Consider the following 14,660-nt stretch of genomic DNA (forward strand, 5'->3'; position numbering starts at 1 on the left):
TAGCTGAAGAAAATTAAATGAAGGGAGGACACTTACTGTGATCCAACAAGAAAGTCGTTTAAAAGTTGCTGATAACTCCGGTGCCCGTGAAATCCTGACTATCAAGGTTTTAGGTGGCTCAGGTCGTAAGACTGCTAACATTGGTGATATTATCGTTGCTACGGTCAAACAAGCAACACCCGGTGGTGTTGTCAAAGCTCATGACGTTGTTAAGGCGGTAATCGTCCGGACGAAGTCTGGTGTTCACCGTACTGACGGTTCATACATCAAGTTTGACGAAAATGCTGCAGTTATCATCCGCGATGACAAGACTCCTCAAGGTACTCGTATCTTCGGACCTGTCGCTCGTGAATTACGTGATAAAGACTTCATGCGTATTGTTTCATTAGCGCCAGAAGTTCTGTAATCACACACCGTAAATAAGGAGGTGCGCAACCTAATGTTGATTAAAACAGGTGATAAAGTTCGTGTCATCAGTGGCAAGGATCGTGGCCAAGAAGGTACTGTTAAATCAGTAATCAAAGCTAAGAACCGTGTCGTTGTTGAAGGTGTTAACAAGATTAAAAAACATCAAAAACCAACGAACGTTAACCCACAAGGCGGTATCGTTGATGTTGAAGCAGCTTTAGATGCTTCAAACGTTATGGTCCTTGACCCATCTACTAACGAACCTACTCGTTTAGGTGTTCGTCGTGAAGACGGGAAGCGTGTCCGCTACGCTAAAAAGAGCGGCAAAGATTTAGAAAACTAAAACACTGACTGAAAGGAGGAAGCAAGTTTCATGGAAAACCGTTTAAAAGCTCAATATGAAAAAGAAATCGTGCCAGCATTAGTTGACAAGTTCAACTACACTTCAGTAATGCAAGTGCCAAAGATGGCAAAGATTGTTTTGAACATGGGTGTTGGTGATGCAGTTACTAACGCTAAGAACTTAGACGAAGCAGTTGAAGAATTGACTTTGATCTCCGGCCAAAAACCTTTGGTTACCCGAGCAAAGAAATCTATCGCTGGTTTCCGTCTTCGTGAAGGCATGGCCATTGGTGCCAAAGTTGACTTACGTGGCGAACGTATGTATGACTTCTTGGACAAGTTGATCAATGTTTCATTACCACGTGTTCGTGACTTCCATGGTGTTAGCACGCGTTCATTTGATGGTCGCGGTAACTACACATTGGGTGTCCGTGAACAATTGATCTTCCCAGAAATCAACTATGATAATGTTAACCGTGTACGCGGTTTAGACATTGTAATCGTCACAACAGCTGATAGTGATGAAGAATCACGTGAGTTGTTAACTCAATTTGGCATGCCATTTGCTAAATAATCGAAGGGAGTTTATCTAAGTTGGCTAAAAAATCACAAATTGTTAGACAACAACGCGGTGCGAAGTTTGCAGTTCAAAACTACACACGTTGCGAACGTTGCGGTCGTCCACATTCAGTTTACCGTAAATTCCACTTGTGCCGTATCTGCCTCCGCGAATTGGCTCACAAAGGTCAAATTCCTGGCATGAAAAAGGCTAGCTGGTAAAAACAAACCCAAGTTAAAGGAGGTTAAACTTTCATGATGACTGATCCAATCGCAGATTTCTTGACTCGTATCCGTAACGCTAACATGGTACGCCACGACTCATTAGAAGTTCCTGCATCAAAAATCAAACGCAACATTGCCGAAATTTTAAAGAATGAAGGTTTTGTTCGCGACGTTGAATATATCGATGATGACAAACAGGGCATCATCCGTGTCTTCTTGAAGTATGGTAAAGACAACGAACGCGTTATCTCTGGTTTGAAGCGTATTTCAAAGCCAGGTTTACGTTCATACGTCAAAGCTGATGCTGTTCCTAAGGTTTTAAACGGTCTAGGGATTGCTATCATCTCAACTTCAGAAGGTGTAATTACTGATAAAGAAGCTCGCGCTAAGAAGCTTGGCGGCGAAGTTTTAGCTTACGTTTGGTAATAAATAATTAAGACGGGAGGTGCAAGTAAGTGAGTCGTATTGGTTATAAAACAATTAATATCCCCGCTGGGGTAGAAGTATCACAAGCTGGCGAAGTCGTTACGGTTAAAGGCCCTAAAGGTATCTTAACTCGGAACATTGCTAGTGATATTACGATGTCAGTTGAAGGCAGCGAAGTTAAATTCACGCGCCCAACTGATGACTTTAAGATGAAGGCATTACACGGTACTACCCGTGCTAATGTTAACAACATGGTTGAAGGGGTCACTAAAGGCTTTACTAAGAATCTTCAATTGGTCGGTGTTGGTTACCGTGCCCAATTGCAAGGGACTAAATTAGTATTAAGCGTTGGTTACTCACATCCTGTTGAATTCGCAACGCCTGAAAACTTAACAGTTGAAGTTCCTGACAACACGCATATCAATATCTCTGGTATTGGTAAGCAAGCTGTTGGTGATTTTGCTGCTGAAGTCCGGGCTGTTCGTTCACCTGAACCTTACAAGGGTAAAGGGATTCGTTACGTCGATGAATATGTTCGTCGTAAGGAAGGTAAAACTGGTAAATAAAGCAGCTTAGTGCTGTCCATAACTATATATAAGAGGTGACTATTGTGATTTCAAAACCAGATAAAAATAAGACACGCCAACGTCGTCACGCCCGTGTCCGTGGTAAGATTTCTGGTACTGCTGAGCGCCCACGCTTAAATGTTTATCGTTCAAACAAAAACATCTACGCTCAAATTATTGATGATGTAGAGGGTGTAACGCTAGCAAGTGCCTCAACATTAGATAGCGAAGTAACAGGCAACACCAAGTCTGAAAAGGCTGCTTCTGTTGGTGAAGTTGTTGCAAAACGTGCTGCCGAAAAGAAGATTGCTGAAGTAGTCTTTGATCGTGGCGGTTACTTATATCACGGCCGGGTTCAAGCTTTAGCTGAAGCTGCTCGTGAAAACGGACTTAAATTCTAATAAAGGAGGAATAATACCACATGACTTTCATTGATCCATCAAAATTAGATCTTGACGATAACGTTGTTGCCATTAACCGGATTACCAAAGTTGTTAAAGGTGGTCGTCGTCTACGTTTTGCCGCATTGGTAATCGTTGGTGACCACAAAGGACACGTTGGTTTCGGTACTGGTAAGGCTCAAGAAGTTCCAGAAGCAATTCGGAAAGCCTCCGAAGCTGCTAAAAAAAACTTGATCACTGTACCAATGGTCGGTACAACCATTCCTCATGAAACTCTCGGTGTATTCGGTGGTGGCCGCATTATGCTTAAGCCTGCCGTTGAAGGTTCTGGTGTTGCCGCTGGTGGCGCCGTCCGTGCCGTCATGGAATTGGCTGGTATTGATGATGTTACAAGTAAGCGTCTTGGCTCAAACACCCCAGTGAACGTTGTTCGCGCAACATTCGAAGGCTTGAAGAGCTTACGAAAAGCAGACCAAATTGCTGCTTTACGTGGCGTTTCAGTTGAACATTTAGCTGAATAGGGAGGACAAACAACATGGCTCAATTAAAGATCACTTTAGTGCGCAGTGCGGCTCATCGTCTTCCTAAGCAACGTAAAATTGTTAAGGAATTAGGTTTAGGCCGAGTTAACAGCTCTGTTCTTAAACCTGATGACGCAGCAACTCGCGGTCAAATCTTCCTCATTGCTCATTTGATCGATGTTGAAGTAATTAAGTAATTAAAATTTTTAAAGAGGAGGTGCCTACTAGATGAAGTTACATGAATTAACTCCAAGTGAAGGTTCACGTTTTTCACGCCGTCGCATTGGTCGTGGCGACTCAAGTGGCCAAGGTAAAACTTCTGGTCGTGGTCAAAAAGGTCAAAAGGCGCGTGGGAAAGTTCGTGTAGGGTTCGAAGGTGGCCAAATGCCATTGTATCGTCGGATTCCAAAACGTGGATTTACTAATATCAACCGTAAAGAATATGCGGTTGTCAACCTTGATGGCTTGAACCGTTTTGACGATGGTGCCGAAGTAACACCAGAATCATTGAAAGAAGCTGGCTTGGTTAAGAAGAGTGCTGCCGTTAAGATCCTTGGTAACGGTAAACTCGACAAAAAGTTAACAGTTAAGGCAAACAAGTTCTCCGAAACTGCCGTAAAGGCAATCGAAGCTGCTGGCGGTAAAACTGAGGTGATCTAACTTGCTGACTACCATGAAGGACGCTCTGAAAGTTAAGGATATTCGGAATAAAATTCTGTTCACGTTGGGCGTTTTGATTGTATTTCGTCTTGGCTCTTATATCACAGTCCCAGGGGTTAATGCACAAGCGCTGCAATCCGTTGCATCCTCTGGGCTGATAAGTATGTTGAATACATTCAGTGGTGGCGGTTTAACTAATTATTCCATCCTTGCTATGGGGGTATCCCCTTACATTACTGCACAAATCATTGTTCAGCTGTTACAAATGGACATTGTTCCGAAGTTTGTTGAATGGGGCAAACAAGGTGAAGTTGGTCGACGTAAGCTTAATCAAGCGACGCGTTGGTTGACGATTATCTTGGCCTTTGTTCAATCAATTGGGATTACGGCTGGTTTTAACTCTTTAAGTTCACTTAAACTTGTTAATAACCCAAGCGTGTCGACTTATCTAACGATTGGGGTCATCTTAACTGGTGGCGCCATGTTGACTACTTGGATGGGTGATATGATCACTGATCGTGGGATGGGTAATGGTGTTTCCATCATTATCTTTGCTGGGATCATTGCTCGGACACCAACCTCGTTATACCAAATTTACCAAGAACAATTTGTCAATGTTTCAAAGAGTCAATGGTGGCAGAGTGGTTTGTTTGTCTTGGGTCTGTTATTAATTGTTTTGATTATCGTCATGTTTGTGACGTGGGTCGAACAAGCTAATGACCGGATTCCAATTCAATACACTCGGCGTGCAGCTGGTGCACCTGATAGTAGTTATCTACCATTAAAGGTGAACGTTGCTGGGGTTATTCCTGTTATCTTCGCGAGTTCATTCATTGCAACACCACAAACGATTTTGCTTGGTTTCCAATCCAGTCATGGTGACGAAACTTGGTACACAGTCATGAGTAACATCTTTAACATGCAGTCAACGACCGGAGCAATATTGTATACTGTTCTGATTGTGCTTTTCACTTTCTTCTATGCGTTTGTTCAGGTCAATCCTGAAAAACTGTCGAAGAACTTACAAAAGCAAGGCAGCTATATCCCAGGCGTCTGGCCTGGTAAAGATACCCAAGACTGGGTTTCAAAATTGTTGATGCGACTAAGTACGGTCGGAGCCCTTTACCTTGGATTAATTTCCTTGATTCCATTGTTAGCCTCAGATATCTTTGGCTTAGATGAATCAATTGGTTTAGGTGGGACGAGTTTACTAATCGTTGTTGGGGTTGCCCTTGAAACAATTCGTCAAATTAAAGGGTTAATGATGAAGCGAGATTACGTCGGTTTTATTCGTTAATCAGCGAGTGTGTTGGGGAGACTCAGCACATTTGTGCATTATAGGAGGAAATTACGATGTCAACAATGAACCTGATTTTAATGGGTTTACCAGGTGCCGGTAAGGGTACTCAAGCACAGAAGATCCTTGAAGATTTTGATATTCCTCATATTTCAACGGGTGATATCTTCCGGGCAGCAATTAAGAACGAAACCAAGATGGGTTTGGAAGCTAAAAAGTATATTGACCAAGGCAACTTGGTCCCAGACGAAGTCACTAACGGCATCGTCAAGGATCGTTTGGCCGAAGCTGATACGGCTAATGGTTTTCTCTTGGACGGTTATCCTCGAAATATTGATCAAGCTCATGCGCTCGATCAAATCGGAAAAGATTTGAACAAGCCATTGGACGGTGTCATTAATATTCACGTTGAACCTGCAGTGTTAGTGGAACGGCTTTCGGGTCGTTTCATTTGCCGGACTTGTGGCGCAACTTATCATAAGTTGTACAAAATGCCAAAAGTTGAGGGGACTTGTGATGTTTGTGGCGGTCATGATTTCTATCAACGGGATGATGACAAACCTGCGACTGTTAAGAATCGTTTGGATGTCAACGTTAAGTTGAACACACCATTAATTGATTTTTATGGTCAAGAAAAATTGCTTTACAATGTCGATGGTGATCGCGACATTGATGACGTTTATAAAGACATCAAGTCAATTCTTGATAACCTTTAGTCTCGTAAGCCCGCTAACTCGCGTGGTATTTGCTTTTAAAGTACTGTTGTGATAAACTTATTCAGGTTTAGCCGTTGAATAATTTTAATGTTTTTAAACATAATTTAGATAACGACTGGTTCAAAAGTGGACCATCAACGTGGCAACACGAAACCATATAATAAGGGAGGGACTCATACTTGGCAAAGGAAGACGTCATCGAAATTCAAGGCACCATTAAAGAAACATTGCCAAATGCAATGTTTAAGGTTGAACTTGAAAACGGCGCTGAAATCTTGGCACACGTCTCAGGTAAAATTCGGATGCATTACATTCGGATCTTGCCTGGTGACAAGGTTACAGTCGAAATGTCACCTTATGATTTAACTAAGGGCCGGATTACCTACCGTTTCAAGTAGGCCGACGCTTTGTACCTTATAGGAGGTAAATATTCATGAAAGTAAGACCATCTGTAAAGCCTATGTGCGAACACTGCAAAGTTATTCGTCGTAAAGGCCGTGTGATGATTATCTGCTCTGCTAATCCAAAGCATAAGCAACGCCAAGGTAAATAATTTAACTAAGTCGGAGGTGAAAAATTAATGGCTCGTATTGAAGGAATTGACTTACCACGTGACAAGCGTATTGTCATCGGTTTGACTTACATTTTCGGTATCGGTAATACTTCTGCTCAGAAGATTCTTGCTGAAGCCGGTGTTTCAGAAGACGTACGTGTACGCGACTTAACTCCTGAACAAGAAGATAAGATCCGTGCCGTCGTTGACGGTTACAAAACTGAAGGTGACTTACGTCGTGAAGTTAGCTTGAACATCAAGTTACTTCAAGAAATTGGCTCATACCGTGGGATGCGTCATCGTCGTGGCTTACCAGTTCGTGGTCAACACACGAAGAACAACGCTCGTACTCGTAAGGGTAAAAAAGTCAGCATTGCTGGACGTAAAAAATAATTATAAGGGAGGTTTTCGAATTTTATGGCAACTAGAAAGACAACCCGTCGTCGTCGGGTAAAGAAGAACATTGAATCCGGTGTGGCTCACATCCATTCAACGTTTAACAACACGCTTGTTATGATCACTGATATGCAAGGTAATGCAATTGCCTGGTCATCAGCTGGTTCATTAGGTTTCAAGGGTAGTCGTAAGTCAACACCTTTTGCTGCCCAAATGGCCGCAGAATCTGCTGCTAAGGCATCAATGGAACATGGCATGAAGACTGTTGAAGTCGCTGTTAAAGGACCTGGTTCAGGTCGTGAAGCTGCTATCCGTGCTTTACAAGCCACTGGTTTGGAAGTTAGTGCAATTCGCGATGTTACGCCAGTTCCTCATAATGGTTCTCGTCCTCCAAAGCGCCGTCGTGTTTAATCTGTGACGTTCATTTTGAGGGCTAACTTCATTTTGTACGCACAACTACTAAACACCACGCGTTTTGAAAGGGGTAAAAGATAAGAATGATTGAATTTGAAAAACCTAACATTCATAAAATTGATGAAAACGACAACTATGGTAAGTTTGTTGTAGAACCACTTGAACGTGGTTATGGTACAACTTTAGGGAATTCACTTCGTCGGATTCTTCTTTCTTCTTTACCTGGCGCTGCTGTTACCAGTATTCAAATTGATGGTGTGCTTCATGAATTTTCAACGGTTGAAGGGGTAACGGAAGACGTTACGGCCATCATCTTGAATGTGAAGAAGATCGCACTTAAGTTGGAATCAGACGAAACTAAGACATTGGAAATCGATGTTAAGGGTCCTGCGAACGTTACTGCCGGTGATATCATTGGTGATGCGGACGTTGAAGTCTTGAATCCAGACTTGGCAATTTGTACGGTAGCAGACGGGGCACACTTCCATATGCGTATGACCGCTAATACTGGTCGTGGTTATGTTTCCGCTGAGGATAACAAACATCGTGAAGATGATATGCCAATTGGCGTTTTGCCTGTTGATTCATTGTATTCTCCAATCGAACGTGTCAACTACCAAGTTGAAAATACGCGGGTTGGTCAACGTGATGATTTCGATAAGTTAACCTTAGACGTTTGGACAAATGGTTCAATCACTCCAAGTGAAGCCATTAGTCTATCAGCCAAAATCCTGACTGATCACCTTTCAATCTTCGTAAATCTCACTGATGAAGCTAAAAATACTGACGTGATGGTTGAGAAGGAAGAAACGCATAAGGAAAAGATGTTAGAAATGACGATTGAAGAGTTAGATCTCTCCGTTCGTTCATACAATTGTTTGAAACGTGCTGGTATCAACACGGTTCAAGAATTAACTAACAAAACTGAAGCTGATATGATGAAGGTTCGCAACCTTGGACGCAAGTCACTTGAGGAAGTTAAAGCAAAATTAGCTGACCTTGGGTTATCATTACGCAAAGAAGACTAATACAAGGGAGGATATCCGTTCATGAGTTACCGTAAATTACAACGTACAAGTTCACAACGTCGTGCCTTACTTCGCGATTTAACAAGTGCATTGGTCGTAAACGGCCGTATCGAAACAACTGAAGCTCGCGCTAAAGAAGTTCGTTCAACGACTGATAAGATGATTTCATTGGCTAAGAAGGGCGATTTACATGCTCGTCGTCAAGCTGCTGCTTTCATGCGCGACATTGTTGCTGATGTTAAAGAAGAAGACGACAACGTCACTGTACAAACTGCATTGCAAAAGCTATTTAGTGACTTAGCTCCTAAATATGCTGATCGCAATGGTGGTTACACACGAATTTACAAGACTATGCCTCGTCGTGGCGACGGTGCACAAATGGTTGTCTTGGAACTCGTTGACTAATTAAATTATTTTACGGATCACTGGGATTGATGGTTGACGGACGCTATGATGTTGGTTACTGCAATAGGTAACTTTAGTCTAGTTCGGAAGTTGTTTATGTTATACATAGATGGCATATCGCAATCTTAAGTGATTTTTTTTGGCGCCAGCCAACGGAAGCCTCAGCTTTGTAAGTTAACTAACTTACGAGCTGAGGCTTTTTGTCTTGGACTTTTTTGGCTAATAAACCGAAATTATTGGCGAATTTCCAGAGGTAAGGTGGGTCTACAGCGTCAACTTCAGTCTAACGATCCGTTGCAGCCGAGTCCGTACGGGATTTATTGTGAGACAAAAAAAGGGCCCTGATTCAGCGACGAATCAAGGCCCAATTGAGTTTTGATTAATTATGGCGTGTGAGTAACTGTTGTGTTAGACGAATCAAGTTATCACGCGCTGGAACAGCTGGTAACTTGTTTAAGAGTTTGAGTGCGTCATTGGTGTACTTGGTGGCAAGCGCTTGTGCTTGTGTCACACCACCAGCGTCAATGACGAGCTGCTGAACACGTTCTAAGTCAGTTTGGCTAATATTACCTTGTAAACGTAGTAAGGGTAATAACTCGCGTCGAGCATCTGTCTGTAATGCGAAGATCAATGGTGAGGTGTACACCCCTTCGACGACATCTTCCAAAATTGGTTTGCCAATTTCGTGACTAGTTTCTTGATAGTCGAGAATATCATCGAGAATCTGAAAAGCCATCCCAATCGCCATCCCGGCTTTTTGGGCCCGCGCAGCGAAACGATCGCTAGTGCCAGATTCGAAGGCCCCTAAGAAACAGCTGAGCGCAAATAATTCGGCTGTTTTCCCTTGGATCTGTTCCTGATACTGTGCCATGGTGATATCAATATGATAATGTCGATCTTTTTGCTGGACCTCGCCGACTAAAATTTTTTCCATTTTTGAAGAGTTCAATTGAATACTCTTAAAACTACTAGAATAATGAGACAAAATCTTGAAAACAACAACGAACAAGTAATCGCCAGCATAAACGGCGACATCTTTCCCAAATTGGGCCTGAATGCTCGTCGTATGGCGTCGGAGCGTAGCATCGTCAATAATATCATCATGGATCAGGGTGGCCGTGTGCAGTGTTTCTAGGGAAGCTGCCAACGCGATCATTCGCTGCCGATCTGTGGACTTAAATTGCGAAAATAATAAACAATAAGCGGGGCGTAACAGCTTACCACCACTATGAATCATTTCCAAAATGGCTTCGGTAATGGCCGTATCCGAAATATTGATATTGTCGTTCATCAACTGCATGACCTGTTTTAGTTCCGGCTGAAGTGTCGGGTAATCGTGCCAGATTGGATGTAATTGCGTTGCTTGCATGGTAGCGTTAGTCCTTTCTTGATTTTTCATGGTTAAAACGTAGGTACTTTAAGATGGTCACATGAGTAAATAAATAATTGGCGGCAATCCCCAAGGCGCCACCGGCTGCTAAACCGATGATCGATAGGACTGGTAAGTAAAGCATGACGGTCCAAGTCTGCGCAATTAAGCTGGCAACTAACAATTGGCCAACGTTGTGCATCACCCCACCAGTGGCGGAAATACCAATCAAACTGACACGCTTAGGCCCAAGTTGCTTCACTAAAATCATTGAAAACAAACTCAGAAAGGCGCCGCCAAAACTATATAAGAACGTGGAGAGTGTCCCACCTAGCAAAGCCGTCAAAATGAGTCGTAGCCAGGTGAGGGTGATTACATCTCGAAAAGATAAGGTGAAGATTGCCACGATGGTGATCAAGTTGGCTAGGCCGAGCTTGGCGCCGGGGGCGAAGGCGAACGGGAAAGGAATCATCCGTTCCAGAATGCCAATGATTACCCCTTGGGCAACGAGTAGGGCAATATAAATATTGCGATGCGTTTTATTAGATTGTTCATACGAATTATTCACTAGTTTTTACTCCGTAACCAGCCCATTACCGCCGGATTGAACTTTCCCGGTACTGGACTTGATTTCAACCAAAAGTTTGTGTGGTAAACAAACGATGGTTTGGCCGGGTTTGTGAATCCAACCCCGGCGGACGCAAACTTGGTCCGTACAATTAGCTTTAGTAATAGCGACCCGTTTCGGTTCAAAGGTGACACGGTTGTAATGGCCACCTGCATCGCGGTAAGTATAATGTTGTGTTTTGGTGAGCGTCGTCAAATTGACCCGTTTCAAAACTTTACCATCATGTGACACGACCGCGGTCAAGCTGTGACGTTTCTTCTGCGCTGTTTTCTTAGCCACTTGAGCTTCACGAATTGCCTGTTGCCGCTGTTGATATGAGAACACGGCCAGCGGTGCAAAGGATAAGATCAGTAAGCCGACAATGAGGACAATGTCGAATGGCCGGATCATATCGCCGTAGCGCTTGAGCACGTGCCATGTTGAACGTAATCGTTGCATTGCCGGGCCTCCTTTTAGATTGAATAAAAAATGGTTCAAGGTAAAAGCTACCCTTGAACCATCGGGAAACTATTTAATTAATTATAACGCATCTAGCGGGTTTTGACAGCATCGTAATGTGAGCTGACGTTGCCATACCACCAATGACCGAGGTGTTTTTGCATCCACGGAACAACCCAGAAGTCCAAACCAAATGTCCGGCCGGAACCGTTCATCAAGGCGAGGGCCGCAAAGACCATCCAGAGGTTGACCCAGTAGAACATCCCTGATAGGCAGAAGACCACAACCAAACCAATGGTGATGGCGTTTGCTAACCAAGTGAAGAGGCCAAAGAAGATACATAATGCCACGGCGATTTCCACACAAGTCATCAACTTCTGGAAGAAGAAGGCCATTTGCATGTTTGGAATGAAGACCTTGGTTACGGATTCGAACCAAGCAGGCATCTTGTCAAAGACAAGCAATGGATCTTTACCATACATGTATGACAAACTGAAAATCCCTTTAGCAGCCTTAGTGGTTGATTCACTGGCACCACTGGTTGCGGAAACTTGTAACCAAGAGAAGGAAGTCAATCGAAGTTTGTCAACAAACCATGATTCTTTCCCTTGTACCTTGGTCCAGCAATCCCAAAGCCACATGGCACCATAGAAGAAGCGTAACGGCACACTCCACAAGACGTTACCCATCCGTGACGTCCAACCGCGGAAGACATTCCGACGATTACGTGTCCGGAAGAATTCATGCATGAAGTACTGGAATAAATAATAGCCAGAGAAAATCTGAACATAATAGAGCCAGTTGATCGCATGTTTTAATAAGACCGCGATGAAACCGGAAACGTTCCAGTTATCAAGCACTTGTGCAACGGCATACTTAGAACCAATCGAGTCAACTGAGGCTTGATAGGCACCATGGAATGGCTTAACTTTCGTATCCGTATGGTCCACGTTTTTGATAATACCTTGAACCGCTGTGGCAGCTGTTTCTTCAGCACCTTGAACGATTTGTGGTACTGGCCGTGGTTGACCAGGTTCTTGATAGCTAGTGGAATCCCCAGCTAAGAAGATGTTTTTGGCATCTTTAGCTTGCATAAATTCGTTAGCGACCAAACGGCCACCACGAGGCGCAGTTTCGATACCAAAGTTCTTAACGACACTGTTGGCACGAACCCCAGCCGTCCAGATTAAGGTATAGGTTGGAATTGGTTCCTTGTCTTTCAAGGTGACATGATCTTCAAAGACTTCAGTGATCATGGAGTTGGTTAAAATATCTACCCCATGTTTGGTCATATATTTAGCCGCTTTACCGGCTTGCGTCCGATTTAACATGTTGATAATCGTTGGCGCTGCTTCAACCAATTGAATGGTGATTTCGCTAGGATCAAGCTTGTTGTCCTTAGCTAAAATGTCACGATATTCAATTAATTCACCAACTAATTCGGAACCCGTAAAGCCAGAACCACAGACGGTGAAAGTCAGCATTGCTTTACGTTTAGCTGGATCAAGTTCAGCCGCCCCGCGACGGATGATGTCTGCCAAATGAGCCCGTAAACTCATTGCTTGTTCAAATGACCACAATTCGTAGCCATGTTCTTTAACGCCCGGTGTCCCGAAGTCGTTAGATTCGCCACCTAAACTAATTAACAGTTGATCATATTGATAACTGCCGTGTTCAGTCGTGACGGTTTGTTGATCCTTGTCGATTCCCGTAACCGTGTCGGTAACGAGGCGGACGTTTTTGCGACGAGAGAATAACCGTTGCAAATCATATTGAATATGCTCTGGTTCAACTCGTTCAGTCGCAACTTCATGTAATTCGGTCATATACGTGAAGTATGAATGCCGGTCAATCAGCGTGATTTCGACGTCAGCATTCTTTTTGAAATGCTTAGCCAATTTCTTCGTCGCATAAACTCCGGCAAAACCCGCGCCGACAACGACAATATTTTTCTTTGCCATTGCGTAACAACTCCCTTGAATAAATAATGTAAAAAAATAATAATTCCACTTACAATTATATAAGTAATGTAAACGTTTGTCTATGAATTATTGATTAGAATGCATAATAAATCACATTATACCAAACTGGAATTTTTGCGTTATAATAAATGAATAGTTAAGCGTAACCAACGTTAGTACCATAGCATTTATTACTAATATTTTTATAATTACGATTGACTAACTTGAGAATTAACGTTAAGATTAATGTGAATTTTCATACAAAAAGGTTAGGAGTGGGAAATTATGAAGTTTAAGTCAGTTATTACAGGTGCGTCAGTTGTTGCCATTTCAGCATTAGCTTTGGCAGGTTGTGGGAGCAGCTCATCAAGTTCTAGTTCGTCATCATCAAAGAAGAGTTCATCATCATCTTCTTCAGCAAAAACGACCAAGGTCGCTAAAATGACCGCTGGGAGTAAAATGAAGGCGGGAACTTATAAACTCGCTGAACAAAATTATTCACATGGTTATAAGACAACGTTTAGTATTACCGTTAACAATAAAGGTAAGATTACGAAGTCAAATTATGACCAAATCAACAAGAAGGGCAAGTCCAAGGTCGATGATGCTTCATATAACAAGCAAATGAAGAAGATCTCAAAGACTAACCCTAAGACTTACGAACCTAAGTTGAACAAAGCCTTAGAAGGTGCGGCTGCTACTGGTAACGTTGGCAAGATCGACGTTGTTTCCGGTGCTACTGAATCATCAAAGAGCTTCCAAAACTATGCACAACAATTGATTCAAGCTGCCCAAGCCGGCAACACTAGCACTATCAAGATTAACAATGGCGCTAAGATGAAAGACGGCACCTACACCTTGAACGAAAAGAACTATTCACATGGTTACAAGGTAACGTTTGCTATGACAGTTAAGGACAACAAGATCACTGAATCTAAGTATGACCAAGTGAACAAAGATGGTAAGTCCAAGACTAACGATGCTTCATACAACAAGCAAATGAAGAAGATTGCTAAGACTGATCCAAAGACTTATACCCCAGCTTTGAACAAGTCATTGGTTAAGAATAGTGACCCAACTAAAGTTGACGTTGTTACGGGTGCCACTGAATCATCCAATACCTTCGTATTGTATGCTGAACAACTACAAAATGCTGCTCAAAATGGCGACACAAAGACAATCACGGTTGACAACATGGTCTTCTCTGACTAGCACTTATTACATTTAATTATTTTTTGAGGCCTGAGGCGTATCTGTCTCGGGTCTTTTATTTTCGGTTCTGACCGATAAAAGTGGCAGTCATGGTTGAGAAACTTTGTTATAATTACGATTGAAAATATTTAAGGGG

General features: G+C 42.8%; 23 protein-coding genes. 19 read left to right on the forward strand and 4 right to left on the reverse strand.

Annotation, left to right across the window (positions count from 1 at the left end; genetic code table 11):
* Window positions 1-37 precede the first annotated feature (37 nt).
* The 18 genes from rplN to rplQ all read left to right on the forward strand — a co-directional run bounded on the left by rplN (window position 38) and on the right by rplQ (window position 8,916).
* Complete coding sequence (rplN, locus tag RA086_RS04245) at window positions 38-406, forward strand: 50S ribosomal protein L14 (protein WP_137624877.1); 369 nt, start codon at window positions 38-40, stop codon at window positions 404-406.
* Window positions 407-439: 33 nt separating this feature from the next.
* Window positions 440-751, forward strand: a complete 312-nt coding sequence (gene rplX / locus RA086_RS04250; RefSeq protein WP_137606042.1) for a 50S ribosomal protein L24 — start codon at window positions 440-442, stop codon at window positions 749-751.
* A 30-nt stretch (window positions 752-781) separates the two neighbouring features.
* Complete coding sequence (gene rplE / locus RA086_RS04255) at window positions 782-1,324, forward strand: 50S ribosomal protein L5 (RefSeq protein WP_137606041.1); 543 nt, start codon at window positions 782-784, stop codon at window positions 1,322-1,324.
* A 20-nt stretch (window positions 1,325-1,344) separates the two neighbouring features.
* Window positions 1,345-1,530, forward strand: a complete 186-nt coding sequence (locus RA086_RS04260; protein WP_137606040.1) for a type Z 30S ribosomal protein S14 — start codon at window positions 1,345-1,347, stop codon at window positions 1,528-1,530.
* 33 nt (window positions 1,531-1,563) lie between these two features.
* On the forward strand, window positions 1,564-1,959 hold the full coding sequence (gene rpsH, locus RA086_RS04265) for a 30S ribosomal protein S8 (protein WP_003638074.1): 396 nt from the start codon (window positions 1,564-1,566) through the stop codon (window positions 1,957-1,959).
* Window positions 1,960-1,988: 29 nt separating this feature from the next.
* Window positions 1,989-2,525, forward strand: a complete 537-nt coding sequence (gene rplF, locus RA086_RS04270) for a 50S ribosomal protein L6 (protein ID WP_308702650.1) — start codon at window positions 1,989-1,991, stop codon at window positions 2,523-2,525.
* A 35-nt stretch (window positions 2,526-2,560) separates the two neighbouring features.
* Complete coding sequence (rplR, locus tag RA086_RS04275) at window positions 2,561-2,926, forward strand: 50S ribosomal protein L18 (protein ID WP_308702651.1); 366 nt, start codon at window positions 2,561-2,563, stop codon at window positions 2,924-2,926.
* A 20-nt stretch (window positions 2,927-2,946) separates the two neighbouring features.
* On the forward strand, window positions 2,947-3,447 hold the full coding sequence (gene rpsE, locus RA086_RS04280; protein WP_308702652.1) for a 30S ribosomal protein S5: 501 nt from the start codon (window positions 2,947-2,949) through the stop codon (window positions 3,445-3,447).
* 14 nt (window positions 3,448-3,461) lie between these two features.
* A complete protein-coding gene (gene rpmD, locus RA086_RS04285) occupies window positions 3,462-3,644 on the forward strand; it encodes a 50S ribosomal protein L30 (RefSeq protein ID WP_308702653.1) in 183 nt (60 codons plus the stop codon).
* A gap of 31 nt (window positions 3,645-3,675) precedes the next feature.
* Window positions 3,676-4,107 carry a 50S ribosomal protein L15 gene (rplO, locus tag RA086_RS04290; RefSeq protein WP_137624882.1) on the forward strand — a complete coding sequence of 144 codons (432 nt, stop codon included), beginning with the start codon at window positions 3,676-3,678 and terminating at the stop codon, window positions 4,105-4,107.
* Window positions 4,108-4,120: 13 nt separating this feature from the next.
* The gene (secY, locus tag RA086_RS04295) at window positions 4,121-5,404 is read left to right on the forward strand and encodes a preprotein translocase subunit SecY (RefSeq protein ID WP_407659082.1); all 1,284 of its coding nucleotides are present in this window, start codon (window positions 4,121-4,123) and stop codon (window positions 5,402-5,404) included.
* A gap of 65 nt (window positions 5,405-5,469) precedes the next feature.
* Window positions 5,470-6,120 (forward strand): adenylate kinase, encoded by a 651-nt coding sequence (locus tag RA086_RS04300; RefSeq protein ID WP_308704413.1) that lies wholly within the window; start codon window positions 5,470-5,472, stop codon window positions 6,118-6,120.
* A gap of 179 nt (window positions 6,121-6,299) precedes the next feature.
* Entirely contained in the window at window positions 6,300-6,518 is a 219-nt protein-coding gene (gene infA, locus RA086_RS04305) for a translation initiation factor IF-1 (RefSeq protein ID WP_003638082.1), read from the forward strand.
* Window positions 6,519-6,553: 35 nt separating this feature from the next.
* The gene (rpmJ, locus tag RA086_RS04310; RefSeq protein WP_003638083.1) at window positions 6,554-6,673 is read left to right on the forward strand and encodes a 50S ribosomal protein L36; all 120 of its coding nucleotides are present in this window, start codon (window positions 6,554-6,556) and stop codon (window positions 6,671-6,673) included.
* Window positions 6,674-6,700: 27 nt separating this feature from the next.
* Window positions 6,701-7,066: a 30S ribosomal protein S13 gene (gene rpsM, locus RA086_RS04315; protein ID WP_105448034.1), complete on the forward strand. Its 366-nt coding sequence runs from the start codon at window positions 6,701-6,703 to the stop codon at window positions 7,064-7,066.
* 24 nt (window positions 7,067-7,090) lie between these two features.
* A complete protein-coding gene (gene rpsK / locus RA086_RS04320) occupies window positions 7,091-7,480 on the forward strand; it encodes a 30S ribosomal protein S11 (protein WP_308702655.1) in 390 nt (129 codons plus the stop codon).
* 86 nt (window positions 7,481-7,566) lie between these two features.
* The gene (locus RA086_RS04325) at window positions 7,567-8,511 is read left to right on the forward strand and encodes a DNA-directed RNA polymerase subunit alpha (RefSeq protein WP_137606032.1); all 945 of its coding nucleotides are present in this window, start codon (window positions 7,567-7,569) and stop codon (window positions 8,509-8,511) included.
* A 21-nt stretch (window positions 8,512-8,532) separates the two neighbouring features.
* On the forward strand, window positions 8,533-8,916 hold the full coding sequence (rplQ, locus tag RA086_RS04330) for a 50S ribosomal protein L17 (protein WP_308702656.1): 384 nt from the start codon (window positions 8,533-8,535) through the stop codon (window positions 8,914-8,916).
* A 379-nt stretch (window positions 8,917-9,295) separates the two neighbouring features.
* On the opposite strand, the gene RA086_RS04335 is transcribed toward rplQ, so the two are convergent.
* The 4 genes from RA086_RS04335 to RA086_RS04350 all read right to left on the reverse strand — a co-directional run bounded on the left by RA086_RS04335 (window position 9,296) and on the right by RA086_RS04350 (window position 13,312).
* Window positions 9,296-10,285 (reverse strand): polyprenyl synthetase family protein, encoded by a 990-nt coding sequence (locus RA086_RS04335; protein WP_308702657.1) that lies wholly within the window; start codon window positions 10,283-10,285, stop codon window positions 9,296-9,298.
* A gap of 7 nt (window positions 10,286-10,292) precedes the next feature.
* Window positions 10,293-10,853, reverse strand: coding sequence for a Gx transporter family protein (locus RA086_RS04340; RefSeq protein ID WP_308702658.1), 561 nt, complete (start codon window positions 10,851-10,853; stop codon window positions 10,293-10,295).
* A gap of 6 nt (window positions 10,854-10,859) precedes the next feature.
* Window positions 10,860-11,351 (reverse strand): NusG domain II-containing protein, encoded by a 492-nt coding sequence (locus RA086_RS04345; RefSeq protein WP_308702659.1) that lies wholly within the window; start codon window positions 11,349-11,351, stop codon window positions 10,860-10,862.
* 92 nt (window positions 11,352-11,443) lie between these two features.
* Entirely contained in the window at window positions 11,444-13,312 is a 1,869-nt protein-coding gene (locus RA086_RS04350) for an NAD(P)/FAD-dependent oxidoreductase (protein WP_308702660.1), read from the reverse strand.
* A gap of 285 nt (window positions 13,313-13,597) precedes the next feature.
* Between RA086_RS04350 and pplA the strand changes: the two genes are divergently transcribed.
* A complete protein-coding gene (gene pplA / locus RA086_RS04355; RefSeq protein WP_308702661.1) occupies window positions 13,598-14,524 on the forward strand; it encodes an extracellular electron transfer flavoprotein PplA in 927 nt (308 codons plus the stop codon).
* Window positions 14,525-14,660 lie beyond the last annotated feature (136 nt).

The sequence above is a fragment of the Lactiplantibacillus brownii genome, from assembly GCF_031085375.1.
GTDB classification, from domain to species: Bacteria; Bacillota; Bacilli; order Lactobacillales; family Lactobacillaceae; genus Lactiplantibacillus; species Lactiplantibacillus brownii.